Below are 17,999 nucleotides of genomic sequence, written 5' to 3'. Positions count from 1 at the left end.
TCAGGCAAAGTGATAAGAGCAAAAAGCTGTATGTATGCTCTTATTAGTAGGGTGGTACCGCGATAATCAATCGTCCCTTCGTTTACACGAAGGGGCGTTTTTATTTTATTTAAAAAGGAGCCTTATCTCATGACAAACTTACTTGAAGACTTATCCTTCCGCGGATTGATTCAGCAAATGACGGATGAAGAAGGACTGAACAAACAGCTGAACGAAGAAAAGATCCGCCTGTACTCAGGCTTTGATCCGACAGCGGACAGCTTGCATATCGGGCACCTGCTGCCAATTTTAACACTCCGCCGTTTTCAGCTTGCGGGGCACCATCCGATTGCGCTTGTGGGCGGCGCGACGGGTTTAATCGGCGATCCGAGCGGAAAAAAAGCAGAGCGTACGTTAAACACGGCTGATATCGTTGTCGAATGGTCGCAAAAAATCAAACATCAGCTTTCAAGATTTCTTGATTTTGATTCAGCAGAAAACCCGGCTGTTATGGCAAATAACTACGACTGGATCGGAAACATGAATGTGATTGACTTCCTTCGTGACGTCGGCAAAAACTTCGGCATCAATTACATGCTGGCAAAAGATACAGTCAGCTCCAGAATCGAATCCGGCATCTCTTACACAGAATTCAGCTACATGATTCTTCAATCTTATGATTTCTTAAACCTGTACAGAGAGAAAAACTGTAAGCTGCAAATCGGCGGAAGCGATCAATGGGGCAACATCACAGCTGGCCTTGAGCTGATCAGAAAATCTGAAGAAGAAGGAGCAAAAGCGTTTGGTCTTACCATTCCGCTTGTAACGAAAGCGGACGGCACAAAATTCGGAAAAACCGAAGGCGGCGCAATTTGGCTAGATAAAGAAAAAACGTCTCCATATGAATTCTACCAATTCTGGATCAATACAGATGACCGTGATGTTGTGAAATACTTAAAATATTTTACGTTCCTTTCAAAAGAAGAAATCGAAGAATACGCTGAAAAAACTGAAACAGCGCCTGAAAAGCGTGAAGCGCAAAAACGCCTGGCAGAAGAAGTGACAGCGCTCGTTCACGGACGCGAGGCACTGGAGCAAGCGATTAATATTTCCCAAGCATTGTTCAGCGGCAATATTAAAGAGCTTTCTGCCCAAGACGTAAAAATCGGTTTTAAAGATGTGCCTTCTCTAGAAAAAGACAGCGCTGAAGAACTGTCACTCGTAGATGTGCTGGTTGAATCGAAACTGTCACCGTCTAAACGACAAGCCCGTGAAGATATTAAAAACGGAGCCGTTTACATTAACGGTGAACGCCAGACAGAAATTGACTATATCTTATCTACTGAAGACCGCATTGAAGATCAGTTTACTGTGCTTCGCCGCGGAAAGAAAAAATACTTCCTTGTCACGTATAAATAAGAAAAAAACATCCTTTGCTTAATTGGCAAAGGATGTTTTTGGTTTAGTGCATAGGAATTTGAGGGAAAGAGTATATTAGATAGGGCAAACACGACCATTCACCACCTTTTCAATAGGAGGGAGAGCTCACCGTGAATCTCATGTGTACGATCGCCAAAGAAAGAATGCAGCGGGATTATTGGGAGCAGCAGGCCAAAGAAAGTGTTGTCCAGCAGGAAACGGTAGAAGAAGCAGACGAAAAAAACCCCCCGACCGCATAGCGGCAGGGGGTTTTTAAACGATTAACGAGAGTAGAACTCAACGATAAGCGCTTCGTTAATTTCCGGAGCAAGTTCAGAACGCTCTGGAAGACGAGTGAATGTACCTTCAAGCTTTTCAGCATCGAAAGTAAGGTATTCAGGAACGAAGTTGTTTACTTCAACTGATTCTTTGATGATTGAAAGGTTTCTTGATTTTTCGCGAACACCGATTGTTTGACCAGCTTTTACTTGGTAAGACGGGATGTCAACGCGGCTTCCGTCTACAGTAATGTGACCGTGGTTAACCAATTGGCGAGCTTGACGGCGAGTACGCGCTAAACCTAGCTTGTACACAACGTTATCAAGACGGGAATCTAAAAGAATCATGAAGTTTTCACCGTGTTTACCAGCTAGTTTGCCAGCTTTGTCAAACAGTGTGCGGAATTGACGTTCGTTTACACCGTACATGTGACGAAGCTTTTGCTTTTCTTGCAATTGCAAACCGTATTCTGATAATTTTTTACGTTGTCCTGGGCCGTGTGGACCTGGAGCGTAAGGGCGTTTTTCTAATTCTTTTCCTGTTCCGCTAAGAGAGATTCCTAGACGGCGGGACAGTTTCCAAGATGGACCTGTATAGCGAGCCATAATGTGACTCCTCCTTTGGTTTTATTTTGTGGAAAATAAAAACCGTCTGTTCTATTCGACCATGCACATTTTGTTTTCATGTATCCTCGCTCCAGCAGCAGAGAGTTACACGATACACCTTATTGATAAGGAACAAAATGAAAACATAGAAGCTGAACAAAAAGGCTGCAATATTTCACACAAAGGTCATTATATAATTTATTTGTTTTGAAGTCAACCATTCGTTCATTATTGCTTCGCTGTTGTGATATAATAAACAAAAATTAGTGGTAAACTTTTTAGGTGATAAAACATGATAGAAGAAACAAAAGATCAATTACCCGCCTTTCGTTATCATATGCTCGATTTTTTATTAGCCAAATCTGAAAAGGTCTCATTCACCGACTCTCTTTTATGGCTGACTTCGGCTATTCAAACATATTTTCCATCACTTTGCGTATCCCTTTTACCTTCTCCATCTGATCACATGGCACAAATGGCACAGGATGAAGTGCATTTTTCCGCATTGAAAATAAATGCGTCATTTTTTGTTATTGAAGATCATGTCTCCGGCAGGAGCTTTCATTTAACATGCAGGCAGGACGGAGTGTTTCCGGAAGAGCTTCCGGATTTGATTTCTTCTTTTTTGAATCAGTCAATGAAACAGGAAAGACTTTATATCAAAACAGTCTATCAAAAAAAGATATACAAGATGACCGAACTGTTCCATTCGCTGCTCGATCAGACGGAAGTGCTGAAGAAGCTTCTTGAAAGCTTACACACCACGTTTCCCCTGTTTCAATTTTCTCTGTTTATTTCCCATGATCAGGACCAATGTTTAGGTGTTCCTGCAACAGAGCTGTATATGGAAGGGGAGGATGCCGATTCCTTTGCGCTTAAAGTCTATCTATCCGGGGACATTTTGCGGAAAAATGAAACGACCGCTTACATTCCAATTAAAGGGCAGCAGGGAACGTACGGCGTTCTGATGGCAGATGGGGCGGGAGACAGCCCTCTTACCGACGCGTACCTTGATGAAATGTCACTGATAGCAAATGCGGCGGGAAAGGCGTTTGAAAATGCCCAGCTCTATGAACAATCCAAAACAAGTATTGCAAACTTGGAATTAATTAATGAAACAACGCGCCGTCTTAACCAGCGGCTGACGCTGACGGATACGATGAACGATCTTGCTGTGAGAATGGCTGAATCATTTCATGCTGAAGAAGTGGGTTTTTTCCATATTGACCATTTTGAACAGCAGACACTGCTTCCCGGGAGCACAGCATTTTTTAAAGAAACGAAGTCGTCTGATATATATAATGAAATAAAGGAAAAACTGTACGAAGGAGAAAAGGGTGTTTTTATCGGAAATGGACAGTCTGTTTTCGGAAAAGCCGGATACGGTTCGCTTATGGCTGTTCCGATGATTGAGAATGACCGGCTCCTGGGATTTGCCGTTTTGCTGAAAAAGGAAATGTACGCTTTTACCTTTGAAATGTACAAGCTGTTCCAAGCGCTGATTCATCACGCCACGCTGGCTGTGACCAATTCGATGCTTCGCGACCGCCTTGAGCATCTTGTGAAAACGGATCAGCTGACAGAGCTGTATTCAAGAGTCTATTTAGATGAAAAAATCCAATACAGCATGAAAATTCATCAAAAAGGCGTGTTTATTCTTGTTGATATTGATAATTTTAAAAATGTAAATGATACGTACGGACATCAGACAGGGGACGAGATTTTAATACAGGTCGCTTCTGTCATCAAAAGCAATATCCGAAAACATGATGTTGGCGCCCGCTGGGGGGGCGAGGAGCTGGCGGTTTACCTTCCGAATGTGACAGTAGCCGTCGGGAAACGGATTACCGAAAGGCTTGTTTGTGCAGTGAGAAAAAGCACAAAGCCTGAGGTGACGATTTCATGCGGGATCTCTTGTTGGGATTCAGAAACGAAAAAGTCCTTGAAGGAACTTGTTCACGAGGCCGACGAAGCGCTTTACACCGCAAAACGCAGCGGGAAAAACCGTTTGATGATTCACGAGTCGATAAAAAAATGAAAAAAGCCCAAAACGCTACATGTTTTGGGCTTTTGTTGTATGCATTACACTAAAGCTTTTTCAAGGGTTTTTACAAATTGTGAAAGATACTTTTCATCGATCTCATCAAATCGGTTCTTGACAGGGCTGTCAATGTCCAAGACGCCGACTAGGTTCCCGTCTACATGAATCGGAAGCACAATTTCTGATTGAGATGCTGCATCACAGGCAATATGTCCCGGAAATGCGTTTACATCTGCAACTCGCTCCACTTTTCCATTTGCGTATGCTGTTCCGCAAACGCCTTTACCGAAAGGAATACGGACACATGCCGGCAGACCTTGAAACGGCCCTAACACAAGCTGTCCTTCCCCTTCCTTAGCAAAATAGAAACCAGCCCAGTTGACCTCAGGCAATGAATGATAAAGCAGTGCTGACGCATTTGCGTAGTTTGCAATTTGATCTGTTTCATCTTCTGTTATGGCTTCGAGCTGTTTTAGAAGAAGCTGATAGTCTTTTTCTTTATCTCCGGATTGTTGTTCGACATGAAACATGGGAAACCCTCACTTTTTCTATAATATAAAACAAAATCCCGGCTTTTCTGCCGGCATTTGTCGATAAGTTCTTACAGGAACAGCCGGTCTTCTCCTTGAATTTGTAACAAGAGGAAGGAGTGAGCCGGTATGAAAGTAAGCACCAAAGACAAAATTATTGAATCTGCTGTCATGCTCTTTAACCAAAAAGGATTTTCTGGCACATCTGTCCGTGAAATCGCAAAGTCAGCTGATGTAAATGTTGCGCACATCTCCTACTATTTTAAAGGCAAAGGAGGCTTGATGGAACACTTAGTTTCAGAGTTTTACGAAGGCTACAATAAAACACTTGAAACAGCGGCAGGCAACATCTCTTTTCAAAGCACGCAGGAACAGCTTCTCCAATTGGTTTTCGATATTTTATCCTATCAGCATAACAACCGTCAATTAACTCGGTTTGTCTACCGGGAAGTCACCATTGATTCCACTTTAATAAGAGAGATTATGTCGACGTACCTGATGAAGGAAAAGTATATCTTCCAGCTGATTATTGAGGAAGGAGAAAAACAGCGAGAACATTTAACGCTGCCGCTGCCTCATTTTATTCTTCAATTAAAATCTCTCTTGATGATGCCCTATCTCCAGCCTCAATACATTTCAGAAGTGCTCTATATGCAGCCGCACGAGCCGTACTTTTATAAAATGTATTTTGAAGAAATTAAGATTTGGATCAGAAGCGTATTCCGGACAGGAGACATGCGGTCACAAATTAGCGCAGTTCAGTAAACTTCACATATGCGTATCCGACATCACCCGCTTGATGGGCATCAGACCCGAACACAAGCGGGATGTTTTTTTGCTTCGCCACCTCAATCATCCAGTCCTCCAGATAAATATCCCCCGCGTATTTTTTTCTCAGACCTGATGTATTAAAGTCCAGCTCCATTCCATTTTTCTCGACAGCGCTCAGGCACTCAGAAACAAGTTTCCGAATATGATCGGACATTTTATAAGGAAACAGCCTGATGAATTTTTTGACGAGTGTGATGTGACCGACTCTTTTTGGCTTATAGGTGCCGAGAGATGCTACAATAGAAGAATAAATGCTGCGGTAATACAGTTCATATACAGCTTCGATGCTTCCGCACTCTGAGATCAGCTCTTTAAATGTATGCTCATCATAGTCGAGGCACAGATAGGACGAGCCCGTGCGCAAAAAATGAACGGATAAGATGCTGTCATCTAAAAATGGGCCGTATGCATCTAGAAACGATTTGATTTCACCTTCGTATTCAGCGATATAGTCGACCTCGAGCCCGGTCCGTATGTCAAGCTGTCCGCGATATTCTCTTTTTAAACCGGAAATTTCATTAATATAGTGTTCCAAAGAGGCTTGCGCCATCGCGCTGTCTTTTTGCGGTGTCGGGTCGGTAAAAGAGGGAGGCAAAGGAGCGTGCTCTGTAAACGTAATCGATTGAAAGCCTTTTTTTATCGCTTCCTCCGCATATTGCCTGAGTGTGTCTGTTGTTCCGTGAGGGCAAAATGGTGTGTGAATATGTCCGTCTCGCTTTAGCATTGGTGTCACCCCGTGAAAAAATAGTCAAATCCTGCCGATTTTGCACAAAAAGTTTTTGATTTCTGCTCAAAAAATGTTGGTTACATGGTATCATAATAACAATGAAAACGACAGTTTTTCTCAATACATATCCTGAAATCTTTCTGAATAAATAAAACACCCTGACAGATTAAGGTTAACAGCAAGGGGGCTCATTATGGAGTTTGTCATTGGATTATTAATTGTACTGCTCGCGCTGTTTGCAGCGGGCTACTTTTTCAGGAAAAAAATCTACACGGAAATTGATCGTTTGGAATCTTGGAAGATTGAAATTCTCAATCGATCGATAGTGGAAGAAATGTCCAAAATTAAACATCTGAAAATGACGGGGCAGACAGAAGAGTTCTTTGAGAAATGGCGTGAAGAATGGGATGAGATTGTCACTGCCCATATGCCGAAAGTTGAAGAGCTCCTTTATGATGCCGAAGAATGCGCGGACAAATACCGGTTTAAAAAAGCCAATCAAGTGCTCGTTCATATCGACGATCTCCTGACAGCGGCGGAATCGAACATTGAAAAGATACTCCGGGAAATCAGCAATCTCGTCACAAGTGAAGAAAAGAGCCGCGAAGAGATTGAACAGGTAAGAGAACGCTACTCAAAGTCCCGAAAAAACTTGCTGGCATACAGCCACCTTTACGGAGAGCTTTATGACAGCCTTGAAGCAGATCTTGACGAGATCTGGAGCGGGATCAAACAGTTTGAAGAAGAGACAGAGGGCGGGAACTACATTACTGCAAGAAAAGTTCTCCTTGAGCAGGATCGCAATCTTGAAAGGCTTCAGTCGTACATAGATGATGTGCCGAAACTGTTAGCCGACTGCAAGCAGACGTTGCCGGGCCAGATTGCAAAGCTCAAAGACGGATATCGCGAAATGAAAGAGAAAGGGTATAAGCTTGAGCATATCCAGATTGATAAGGAACTGGAAAACCTGTCAAATCAGCTGAAACGGGCAGAACATGTTTTGATGACTGAGCTGGATATTGATGAAGCCTCTGCCATACTGCAGCTCATAGACGAAAATATTCAATCTGTTTACCAGCAGCTCGAGGGTGAAGTTGAAGCAGGCCAATCTGTGTTAAGCAAAATGCCTGAGCTGATCATTGCTTATGATAAGCTGAAAGAAGAGAAGGAGCAGACAAAGGCGGAAACTGAACTGGTGAAGGAAAGCTATAGACTGACAGCAGGTGAGCTAGGCAAACAGCAGGCCTTTGAAAAGCGCATTGATGAAGTCGGCAAGCTGCTTGCGTCAGTAAAAGATAAGCTGGATGCAGAGCATGTCGCCTACTCTCTTTTAGTTGAAGAGGTCGCATCAATTGAGAAGCAAATTGAAGAAGTGAAAAAAGACCATGCGGATTATCGTGAAAAGCTGCAGGCTCTTAGAAAAGAAGAACTGCAGGCGAGAGAGACGCTCAGCAATCTGAAAAAAACCATTTCTGAAACTGCAAGACTGCTGAAGATAAGCAACATCCCGGGCATCCCGAGCCATATTCAAGAGATGCTGGAAAACGCGCATCATCACATTCAAGAGACGGTCAATCAATTAAACGAAATTCCTTTAAATATGGAAGAAGCCGGAGCCCATCTGAAAGAAGCGGAAGATATCGTGAACAGGGCAAGCCGGGAATCAGAGGAATTGGTAGAGCAGGTTATGCTGATTGAAAAAATCATTCAGTTCGGAAACCGATTCAGAAGCCAGAACCATATCTTATCTGAACAGCTGAAAGAAGCGGAAAGACGGTTTTACGCTTATGATTATGAACAGTCCTATGAAATTGCGGCTGCAGCTGTAGAGAAAGCTGCGCCGGGTGCTGTAAAAAAAATAAAAGCTGATTTATCCGCTTAACATTCAGATCGTAAAAAGAGCCCGCAGTTGATGAGCGGGCTCTTTTTTATTAAAAAAACGCCTGCGCAGTAACGCAGGCGACCATGATATTAACTTATTTCTTTAAGCTGTTGTTTGGGTGTACCGATGAAAAAGGTAAGAATATAGCCGATAATTGCTCCAATAATTCCAGGAATTACCCACCCAATACCAAGGCTGTATAGCGGGAGATTCTCATTTAAAAACGTATTTAGAGCTCCGAGCGAAAAGCCGGCTGCTTTAATACCGTCTAAAATACTGAATAATCCTGTGCCGATTAAGCATGCAATGTAAACTTCACGTCTTTCTTTAAAGAGCTTATCAATAAATGAAAGAACGATAATGACAATGGCAAGCGGATAAATAGCTGATAAAATAGGAACTGAAAAAGCGATAATTTGAGCAAGCCCGAAATTAGAGATAATCAGGCTGAATAAAGTGACAATGGTAACGACAACTTTATATGATAGTGCAGGGATGAGCTTTGAAAAATACGTGCCGCAGGAAGTGACAAGCCCAACGCTTGTAGTTAAACACGCGACTGTGATAGCTGACCCAAGTACGATATTTCCCAATGAACCGAATAAATAATGGGACGACGCTGATAGTATTTTAGCTCCTTCACCAACAGGTCCGATTGCGTTCGTGCTTGTTGCACCTAGGTAAGCCAGAGAAACATAAATGAATGTCAGCCCTAATGCAGCAATTATTCCGGCTTTAATACAGGCTGCGGCAAGAGCTTTTGATTGTGTAACGCCTCTGCTTTTCACAGCATTTACAACGACAACACCAAATACGATGGAAGCAAGCGCGTCCATTGTTTTGTAGCCTTCCAAAAATCCTTTAAATACCGGTGTACCTGTATATGCTTCTGTAACTGCACCCAAACCGCCCATTGGCGTGATAATCGCTTTGAGAACAATCACTAAGATAATTGTAAATTTAATAGGCGTGAGAATTTTTCCAATTCGATCCACGACTTTGGTTGGGTTTAGCGCTAAATAGTAAGTAATGCCGAAAAAGATAAGTGTAAAAATTAATAAAGACAGTCTTTCAGGAACGCCAGTCAGAAACGGAACTGCACCAATTTCATAAGAAACGGTTCCTGTTCTTGGGATGGCGAATAATGGTCCGATTGATAAATAAAGCACAACAGTAAATACTGTACCGAATGCAGGGTGAGCTTTATCAGCAAGTCCTTTAGCATCCTTACCGGTTAATGCAATAGCAATAATTCCGAGAAGAGGTAGGCCTACCCCGGTCAGTAAAAATCCGCCGATGGCTTTCCAGACATTATGTCCGGCTGCTTGTCCAAGTTCCGGCGGATAAATCATATTTCCTGCTCCAAAGAATAGCGCAAATAGCATGAAACCAATAATAATGGTATCTTTGACAGGCAGTGAGTGTTTCATGAAAATCCTCCTAATAATTATGTTAAAATATTCTGTCAATTAATTGTCAGATAATATGACGAAACGAACAAATCTTATTATATGGTAAAAAATTTAGAAGTCAATACTAGCTTTTTGTAATTTTCTATTAAATTTTGTTATGGTAACATAAATATCATACCTTGTACCGCTTTCATAAAGGAGTAAAAAAAGATGATATATTTAGATAATAGTTCAACGACCAAACCTAATCATGAAGTCTTGAACGTTTATGAACAGACTAGCAGCCGATATTTTGGCAATCCTTCATCTTTGCACCGATATGGAGCCGAAACAGAACAGCTGCTTCAGGCAGCCAAAAATCAAATAAAAAGAGCCTTGGGCCTAAAGAATTATGATATTGTATTTACGTCAGGTGCTACAGAAGCTAATAATGTGGCTTTAAAAGGAGCCGCTTTGTCAAAGATAAAAACAGGCAAACATATCATTGCCACTTCTATTGAACATCCATCCGTTACTGAATCTTTGGAGCAGCTGACAGAGCTATTCGGATTTGAAGTAACTTATCTTTCAGTAAATGAAGATGGATTTGTTTCCATTAAGGAGCTGAAGGATGCGATTCGGCCGGATACCGTGCTTGTCAGCATGATGCATGTAAACAATGAAGTTGGCTCCGTGCAGCCCATTGAAGAGGCCGGGGAAGTGCTGAAGCAGTATCCGAACATTCTGTTTCACGTTGATTATGTGCAAGGCATCTTTAAAGTTCCCTTGGCGATCGAGAATGCCGGCATTGATCTTTGTTCAATATCTGGCCATAAATTCCACGGACTGAAGGGGACAGGTGCACTTTTTGTAAAGGAAGGAACGCGTCTTATCCCGCTGATAACAGGCGGCACTCAGCAAAAAGGCATACGTGCAGGAACCGAGCATACAGCAGGTGCGGTTTCACTGGCCAAAGCCATCAATCTTGCGGCTGATGATTATCATCATCACCTTGAAAGAATGGTGGCCGCAAAGGAATTGTTTATGAAAAAGCTGAGTGATTCAGACGGTGTTGTCTTAAATACTCCTCAAAGCAATAGCGCCCCGCATATCATTAATTTTTCTGTGCCGGGCATAAAAGCGGAGGTGCTTTTGCACATGCTGGAGGAAAAGGATATATTCGTTTCAACGACATCAGCCTGCTCGGCAAAGGAACATAAACCGAGCAAAGTCCTGTTACAGATGGGCAAGGGAGAGCAGATCGCCGGAAGCAGCATCAGAATCAGCTTAAACTACAGCCAGACAAGCGATGTGACAGAGCCATTTATGAACGCGCTTGTGCCTGGCATCAAAAAACTAAAAAAAATGATGAGGTAGAACATGAATTACGATCATATATTAATTCGTTTTGGGGAGATATCAACCAAAGGGAAAAACAGAAAAAGCTTTATTGAACGCTTAAAGCAAAACGTCAGGCTTGTCCTGAAAGACTATCCAACATTAAAATACTTTTCTAATCGGGATCGTATGACGATTACATTAAATGGGGTGGACCCTGAGGCTCTTTTTCCTCACTTGAAACAAGTGTTTGGCATTCAAAGCTTCAGTCTGGCTATTAAGTGTGAGAGCCGTCTTGATGATATTAAGACAACTGCCCTGCAGGCGATCAAGGATCAATATCAGCCTGGAGATACATTTAAAGTCGCGACAAAGAGAGCGCATAAACAGTTTGAATTAGATACAAATGAAATGAACGCGGAAATCGGCGGCCATATTTTGCGAAATACAGAAGGTCTGACAGTTGATGTCCGCAATCCAGACATTCCGCTCAGAATTGAAATCAGGGAGGAAGCAACCTTTTTGACGATTCGCAATGAAAAAGGCGCCGGCGGTCTTCCGGTCGGTTCAGCGGGGAAAGCGATGCTGATGCTTTCCGGCGGCTTTGACAGCCCGGTAGCCGGTTTTTACGCTATGAAAAGAGGACTGTCAGTAGAAGCTGTCCATTTCTTCAGCCCGCCATACACAAGCGAACGTGCGAAACAAAAAGTGATGGATTTAGCGAAGTGTCTGTCTCGCTTCGGAGGAAGCATGACGCTTCATATCGTCCCGTTTACAAAGACGCAAGAGCTGATCCAAAAACAAATTCCTGAAAACTATACGATGACGGCAACCCGCCGCTTAATGCTTCAAATTGCCGACAGGATCAGAGAAAAAAGAAACGGGCTCGCGATTATTACGGGGGAAAGCCTCGGGCAGGTAGCGAGCCAGACGCTTGAAAGCATGTACGCGATTAATGCGGTAACGTCTACACCGATTCTGCGTCCGTTAATCGCCATGGATAAAACAGAAATCATCGAGAAATCACGGGAAATCGGCACATACGAAACAAGCATCCAGCCATTTGAAGATTGCTGCACGATCTTTACGCCGCCAAGCCCGAAAACACGCCCGAAAAAAGAAAAAATCGAACACTTTGAGAGCTTTGTGGATTTTGAACCGTTGATTCAAGAGGCGGTTGATCACATTGAAACGATGACATTATATAGCGAACAAGAAGCAAACGATAAATTCGCAGAACTCTTTTAACTAAGAGCCGGCTCCTGTATACAATTACCAAAGATTTTCTGTATGAAGCCATGTGTTTTGACACATTCTATACTCACAAGGAGGTGAGACACATGGCACAAAACAGTCAAAACGGTAACAGCAGTAACCAACTCCTAGTACCAGGAGCTGCTCAAGCCATCGACCAAATGAAATTAGAAATCGCTTCTGAATTCGGTGTAAACCTTGGAGCAGAAACAACTTCTCGCGCTAACGGTTCTGTTGGAGGAGAGATCACAAAACGTCTTGTATCTTTTGCTCAACAAAACATGGGCGGAGGACAATTCTAATTGACAATTTCACATAATGGCTTAAGAGTGGGGCTTTTCCCCACTCTTTTTCGTTTTTTTATAAAAAAGGACCAGCGGCCTATAAAAACCTATGTTTATAGAGCTTGTTTTTAGGCATATCCTTACGGAAACGGCATGTATTTATGTATAATGGGTGGAGAAAGTGAGGAGTTGTTCGTGTTGAAACGAGAAGATTTAATTGCCCCAATGGAATACAATTTAGTTAATGAAATCGAAAAGTTCAGTGCAACTGGACAAAAAACCGCCCTATTATGGGAGGATGAATCAGGCAAACAAAACGCATGGTCGTATGAAAAGCTTATGGAAGAAACAAATAAAATCGGTGCGGCTCTGGCGGATCTTGGATTTAAAAAAGGAGACAAGCTGATTGTAATGGTGCCGCGTGTGCTCGAAGCCTATGCCGTTTATCTGGCTATCTTGAAATCGGGGATGGTCGTGATTCCTTGTTCAGAAATGCTTCGCGCGAAAGATCTTGAGTATCGGATTGAACACGCTGAGGTAAAAGGTGCAATCGTGTATTCAGAATTTATTGGCGCTTTTCGTGATGTCAGTACTGCAGACCGCCTGATTAAGCTGTCTATTGGCGAAAATGATGCCGGATGGAAAAATCTATTAACGATTGATGCGGATGGAAGCCGTTTTCAAACTGCTGATACAACAAGAGAAGATATGGCATTCTTGTCTTATACTTCCGGAACAACGGGACAGCCGAAAGGTGTTGTACATACACATGGATGGGCATTTGCTCATTTAAAAACATCAGCCGGCGCTTGGCTTGATATTTCTGAACAGGATACCGTATGGGCGACTGCTGCGCCAGGCTGGCAAAAATGGGTGTGGAGTCCGTTGTTGGCGGTACTCGGAAGCGGAGCAACAGGTTTTGTGTATCAAGGCAGATTCAAAGCCGAAAAATATTTAGAACTTTTAAACCGCTACAAAATCAATGTCTTCTGCTGTACGCCGACGGAATACCGCTTAATGGCGAAGGTTGAAGGCTTGGACCGCTATGATCTTTCTGCCCTGCACAGTGCCGTTTCCGCAGGTGAGCCGCTCAACCGTGAAGTCATTGATGTGTTTCAAAAGCACTTCGGCATTAAGGTGCGGGACGGATACGGCCAAACAGAAAGCACGCTTTTAGTCGGTGTCTTAAAGGATATGGATATTAAACCGGGAAGCATGGGAAAACCGACACCGGGAAATCAGGTGGAGATCATCAATGAAGACGGTGAAATCTGCAAAACGGGTGAGGTTGGCGATATCGCTGTTCACCTCAGCACCCCGGCGCTCTTTAAAGAATATTTTAAAGATCCGGAAAGAATGAAAACACAAATTCGCGGCGATTATTTCCTAACAGGAGACAGAGCAAGAAAAGATGAGGATGGTTACTTCTGGTTTGAAAGCCGAAATGACGATATCATTATCAGCTCTGGCTACACGATCGGGCCATTCGAAGTGGAAGACGCGCTCGTGAAGCACCCTGAAGTCAAAGAATGCGCTGTTGTCGCAAGCCCGGATGAAATCAGGGGCTCCATCGTTAAAGCATACGTTGTCCTCCAAGATCACGGAAAACGCAGTGATGAGCTTGTCAAAGTTCTGCAAAACCATGTGAAGACCATTACTGCTCCATACAAATATCCAAGAGAGATTGAATTTGTGGAAAGCCTGCCGAAAACGGCTTCTGCAAAAATCAGACGAGTGGAATTAAGAAAACGTGAAGAACAGCTCAAAGCCAATAAAAAGGCGTAAAGAAAGAGAGTGAACGTGAATGAAGGCGATATGGCACGGCGGTTTCATTTATACGATGCTCGAAGAAGGCCACCAAACGGAGGCTGTTTATGTAGAGGATGGTGTTATAAAAGGCACCGGCAGCTATGAGAGTCTGAAGAAGAAATACAATTCGCCGGAAACACAAGACATCAGTTTGAATGGAGCAGTCATGTTTCCGGGGTTTGTGGACAGCCATTTGCATCTGATCGGGCATGGAGAAAAACAGCTCCAGCTTGATTTATCTTCCTATACATCTAAAGAAGCTGTGCTGCAGGCTGCGAAGGCAAGAGAAGAGAGCCTGTCTAAAGACGATTGGCTCATTGGAGAGGGCTGGAATGAAAATCGATTCGAGAAGCCGGCTTATTTGACGAAGCATGACCTTGATCCTTTATTCCCAGAAAGGCCTGTCTTGCTCAAGCGGGTATGCAGGCATGCAATAGCGGTTAATTCTGCGGCGCTGCAAGCCGCAGGGATTTCAAAAGCCACTCCTGATTCCGATGGCGGCGTGATTGAAAGAGATGCAGACGGCGAGCCGACGGGGCTTCTGTTTGATAAGGCACAGGATCTGATCCTGCAAGCCGTTCCGCCTGTATCTCAGCACTATGTTGATCAGGCGCTTACAGCGGCCATTCAGGATTGCTGGACAAAAGGCCTGACAGGCGGCCATTCGGAAGATTTGTCCTATTACGGCGATGTGTCCGTTCCGATGAAAGCTTATGAGACGGCCGCGGCAAGCGGGAAGTATCCGTTTCGCTGTCATTTGCTCGTTCATCATGAAGCGGTTGATCGGTGGGAGCAAATGAAGAAGCCGTCTGGCCCGTACGTTGAATTCGGTGCCATGAAAATATTTTCTGATGGAGCGCTTGGCGGGAGAACAGCTTTGTTAAAAGAGCCGTATCATGACGATCCTTCCACAAACGGTGTTCAAGTTCATGATGATGAAACACTCAGCCGCCTCGTTCAAAAAGCGAGAGAGAAAGGAATGGAGGTTGCCGTTCATGCCATCGGCGACCTTGCCTTTGAAAAAGTGCTGCAGGCTGTCGAGCAGCATCCGCCAAAAAGAGGCCGGCTTGATCGTCTGATTCATGCTCAGGTGCTGAATGATGAGTTGATTGAAAAAGCAGCAAGGATGCCGATCGCTCTTGATCTTCAGCCTCATTTCGTCGCCAGTGATTTTCCGTGGGTGATTGACCGTCTTGGAGAAGCCCGGATGAAAACAGCCTTCGCTTGGAAAACACTGATCTCTAAAGGCATTTTATGTGCGGGGGGTTCTGATGCTCCAATTGAGCCTGTTGAGCCGCTTCTCGGCATTCAGTCTGCGGTGCTCCGGACAAGCAGCCGCGAACAAAACGGCCCGACCTATAACGAAAGCGAGTGTTTAACAGTATATGAAGCTATCAGGCTTTATACAGCAGGAAGTGCTGAGATCATATACAAAGAGCAGACACGGGGGAAAATAGCTGAAGGGTATGACGCGGATTTTACCATTCTCAGCGAAGATCCGTTTACCACTGACCCGAAACAGCTTCATCTTTTAAAGATAGAAAAAACCGTTATCAACGGTCAGATTGTATATGAGAATCACCAATAAAAAAGGACAGGGGAATAGCCTGTCCTTTTCATTTTCTATAAAAATGTCCGTTTTACTTTCTCCCAAAAAGAATTGTCCTTTAGTTTCACTGTTTTTATTTTTTTATCAGACAGCTTGATTTCAATCGTTTTCACGTTTCTTGTGCTGAGTGCTTCATTGTCCAAACCGATAATCGGGTGTTCATTTCCGGCTTGCACCACACGAAGCGTCAGCTTTCGCTCAGAGCTGAGGACAAACGGAGAGCCTAGAGTGCGGTAGGTATTATTGTTCAGTGAAGCAAGCTCCGTCACCTGCATGCAGGGAAGCAGCGGATCAACGACGGCTCCGGCCACAGACTTATTATAAGCTGTGCTGCCTGTAGGCGTGGAAATAATCATTCCGTCTCCTCTGAACGTTTCGAAGTGCAGATCGTCAATCAGCACATCCATCACAAAGGTTTTAATAATGCTCGATCGAATGGAAACTTCGTTTAAACAATGAAAAGGACTGGTGTGATCCACTGTCACTTCAATCAGCGGGTATTTTCTGACCTCAATTTGTTCAAATGTCATCGCATCCACCATTTTTTCATGCTCATCACTGTTAAAATCACAGTATAAATGAGCTTTCCCCTTTTTGGTAATGCCGACGTATAAGCAGTCGTCACGGAAATTCGTCTTTCTGACCGCCTGCAAAAATGTACCGTCTCCGCCTACACTGGCAATAATATTGGCGTCAGAAGGCTGATTGACAACAGTAAATCCGTTCTCTTCAGCCAATTGTGTTAAGGAACTGACTTGTTTGTTTGTTTCCTGGTCCTGTTTGTGAAAAAAATAAACATTACGGCGATGATCGGTCATATCCCATTTCCCCTTTGCTGTCATATTTAAGTTTTTCTGCCATCCAGTATTTGTGATAAAATACCTTTGGTCATAAGTGTACCATGTTTGCCGGCAGCCCGTTAAGCCGGAGCTTTCTCATTAATGAAACATTTTTTCATTTCAATCGTATAATGAGAGAGTTTGGGGAAAAGGAGGAGAAAAAATGAATGCAAAAAGATGGATCGCATTAGTGATCGCCCTTGGAATTTTTGGCGTGTCCATCATCGTCAGTATCTCAATGAGTTTCTTTGAAAGTGTTAAGGGTGCTCAAACAGACCTTACGTCACTGACAGATGAATCCCAGGAAGTGACGCTTGAAAACGGAAGCCTTTCCAGCAAAATCGCTGTTTTGGAGGTCAGCGGCACCATTCAGGATAATGGTGATTCAAGCAGTCTGCTCGGTTCAGAAGGGTATAACCACCGAACATTCTTGAAAAACCTTGAGCAGGCAAAAGAAGATGATGCGGTTAAAGGGATCGTACTCAAGGTAAACTCTCCGGGAGGCGGAGTGTATGAAAGTGCCGAAATACATAAAAAACTGGAAGAAGTAAAAAAAGAAACAAAAAAACCAATCTATGTGTCAATGGGATCGATGGCAGCTTCCGGCGGGTATTATATCTCAACAGCTGCGGATAAAATTTTTGCGACACCGGAAACCCTGACAGGATCTCTTGGGGTTATCATGGAAAGCGTGAATTACTCAAAGCTGGCTGATAAGCTCGGCATCTCTTTTGAGACCATTAAAAGCGGGGCTCACAAGGATATTATGTCTCCTTCCCGTGAGATGACAAAAGAAGAAAAAAATATCATGCAATCTATGGTTGATAACTCTTATGAAGGCTTTGTCGATGTCATTTCAGAAGGCCGCGGCCTATCGAAAACACAGGTAAAGAAAATTGCGGACGGACGCGTGTATGACGGGCGGCAGGCGAAAAAACTGAACCTTGTGGATGAACTTGGATTTTATGATGATACAATTGCGGCCATGAAAAAGGACCATAAAAACTTGAAAAACGCTTCTGTCGTCTCTTACGAGGAAAGCTTCGGATTAGGCTCTCTGTTTTCCATGGGAGCGAACAAGATGTTTAAAAGTGAAATTGATTTTCTGAATATGAGAGAAGTTCTTTCACAATCCGGTTCGCCGAGAATGATGTATCTCTATGCGAAGTAGGAGGGATCAAT

Annotated in this window: 16 protein-coding genes and 1 other annotated feature (1 of these 17 cut by a window edge); of the genes, 11 read left to right on the top strand and 5 right to left on the bottom strand. The window is 43.5% G+C overall.

What is annotated here, in order from left to right; translation table 11 throughout:
* Positions 1-81, top strand: a binding site (T-box leader) (it extends 161 nt beyond the left edge of the window).
* A gap of 48 nt (positions 82-129) precedes the next feature.
* Both tyrS and NST56_RS15835 read left to right on the top strand, forming a co-directional pair.
* A complete protein-coding gene (gene tyrS / locus NST56_RS15840) occupies positions 130-1,398 on the top strand; it encodes a tyrosine--tRNA ligase (RefSeq protein WP_168748528.1) in 1,269 nt (422 codons plus the stop codon).
* 131 nt (positions 1,399-1,529) lie between these two features.
* On the top strand, positions 1,530-1,658 hold the full coding sequence (locus NST56_RS15835) for a hypothetical protein (RefSeq protein ID WP_268448336.1): 129 nt from the start codon (positions 1,530-1,532) through the stop codon (positions 1,656-1,658).
* Between the two features lie 21 nt (positions 1,659-1,679).
* Here the strand turns inward: NST56_RS15835 and rpsD are convergent, their stop codons facing one another.
* The gene (gene rpsD, locus NST56_RS15830; protein ID WP_010335313.1) at positions 1,680-2,282 is read right to left on the bottom strand and encodes a 30S ribosomal protein S4; all 603 of its coding nucleotides are present in this window, start codon (positions 2,280-2,282) and stop codon (positions 1,680-1,682) included.
* 292 nt (positions 2,283-2,574) lie between these two features.
* Between rpsD and NST56_RS15825 the strand changes: the two genes are divergently transcribed.
* On the top strand, positions 2,575-4,320 hold the full coding sequence (locus tag NST56_RS15825) for a diguanylate cyclase (RefSeq protein ID WP_339177680.1): 1,746 nt from the start codon (positions 2,575-2,577) through the stop codon (positions 4,318-4,320).
* Between the two features lie 44 nt (positions 4,321-4,364).
* Here the strand turns inward: NST56_RS15825 and NST56_RS15820 are convergent, their stop codons facing one another.
* Complete coding sequence (locus NST56_RS15820; protein ID WP_168748526.1) at positions 4,365-4,853, bottom strand: GAF domain-containing protein; 489 nt, start codon at positions 4,851-4,853, stop codon at positions 4,365-4,367.
* A gap of 129 nt (positions 4,854-4,982) precedes the next feature.
* On the opposite strand from NST56_RS15820, the gene refZ reads away from it, so the two are divergent.
* Complete coding sequence (gene refZ / locus NST56_RS15815; protein ID WP_010335311.1) at positions 4,983-5,618, top strand: transcriptional regulator RefZ; 636 nt, start codon at positions 4,983-4,985, stop codon at positions 5,616-5,618.
* Here refZ and hisJ read toward each other — a convergent pair.
* Positions 5,602-6,408: a histidinol-phosphatase HisJ gene (gene hisJ / locus NST56_RS15810; protein ID WP_339177672.1), complete on the bottom strand. Its 807-nt coding sequence runs from the start codon at positions 6,406-6,408 to the stop codon at positions 5,602-5,604. The genes refZ and hisJ overlap by 17 nt on opposite strands.
* A gap of 196 nt (positions 6,409-6,604) precedes the next feature.
* On the opposite strand from hisJ, the gene ezrA reads away from it, so the two are divergent.
* Positions 6,605-8,293 (top strand): septation ring formation regulator EzrA, encoded by a 1,689-nt coding sequence (gene ezrA, locus NST56_RS15805; protein WP_168748524.1) that lies wholly within the window; start codon positions 6,605-6,607, stop codon positions 8,291-8,293.
* 89 nt (positions 8,294-8,382) lie between these two features.
* On the opposite strand, the gene brnQ is transcribed toward ezrA, so the two are convergent.
* Complete coding sequence (brnQ, locus tag NST56_RS15800) at positions 8,383-9,723, bottom strand: branched-chain amino acid transport system II carrier protein (protein ID WP_168748523.1); 1,341 nt, start codon at positions 9,721-9,723, stop codon at positions 8,383-8,385.
* A gap of 192 nt (positions 9,724-9,915) precedes the next feature.
* Here brnQ and NST56_RS15795 point away from each other — a divergent pair, with 192 nt between their 5' ends.
* The 5 genes from NST56_RS15795 to NST56_RS15775 all read left to right on the top strand — a co-directional run bounded on the left by NST56_RS15795 (position 9,916) and on the right by NST56_RS15775 (position 15,957).
* A complete protein-coding gene (locus tag NST56_RS15795; protein WP_268472230.1) occupies positions 9,916-11,061 on the top strand; it encodes a cysteine desulfurase family protein in 1,146 nt (381 codons plus the stop codon).
* Between the two features lie 3 nt (positions 11,062-11,064).
* A complete protein-coding gene (thiI, locus tag NST56_RS15790; protein WP_010335307.1) occupies positions 11,065-12,270 on the top strand; it encodes a tRNA uracil 4-sulfurtransferase ThiI in 1,206 nt (401 codons plus the stop codon).
* A 92-nt stretch (positions 12,271-12,362) separates the two neighbouring features.
* Positions 12,363-12,578, top strand: coding sequence for an alpha/beta-type small acid-soluble spore protein (locus NST56_RS15785; protein ID WP_010335306.1), 216 nt, complete (start codon positions 12,363-12,365; stop codon positions 12,576-12,578).
* Between the two features lie 177 nt (positions 12,579-12,755).
* Positions 12,756-14,345 (top strand): acyl--CoA ligase, encoded by a 1,590-nt coding sequence (locus NST56_RS15780; protein WP_168748520.1) that lies wholly within the window; start codon positions 12,756-12,758, stop codon positions 14,343-14,345.
* A 19-nt stretch (positions 14,346-14,364) separates the two neighbouring features.
* Positions 14,365-15,957: an amidohydrolase gene (locus NST56_RS15775; protein ID WP_339177663.1), complete on the top strand. Its 1,593-nt coding sequence runs from the start codon at positions 14,365-14,367 to the stop codon at positions 15,955-15,957.
* Positions 15,958-15,992: 35 nt separating this feature from the next.
* Here the strand turns inward: NST56_RS15775 and NST56_RS15770 are convergent, their stop codons facing one another.
* Positions 15,993-16,796 carry an NAD kinase gene (locus NST56_RS15770; RefSeq protein WP_010335303.1) on the bottom strand — a complete coding sequence of 268 codons (804 nt, stop codon included), beginning with the start codon at positions 16,794-16,796 and terminating at the stop codon, positions 15,993-15,995.
* A gap of 184 nt (positions 16,797-16,980) precedes the next feature.
* On the opposite strand from NST56_RS15770, the gene sppA reads away from it, so the two are divergent.
* The gene (gene sppA / locus NST56_RS15765) at positions 16,981-17,988 is read left to right on the top strand and encodes a signal peptide peptidase SppA (protein ID WP_268472236.1); all 1,008 of its coding nucleotides are present in this window, start codon (positions 16,981-16,983) and stop codon (positions 17,986-17,988) included.
* The last annotated feature ends 11 nt before the right edge of the window (positions 17,989-17,999 follow it).

The organism is Bacillus sp. FSL R5-0560, assembly GCF_037966305.1.
Lineage (GTDB): Bacteria > Bacillota > Bacilli > Bacillales > Bacillaceae > Bacillus > Bacillus mojavensis.
Note: the sequence above shows the minus strand (reverse complement) of the source record. Positions and strands in the feature narration are given on the sequence as shown.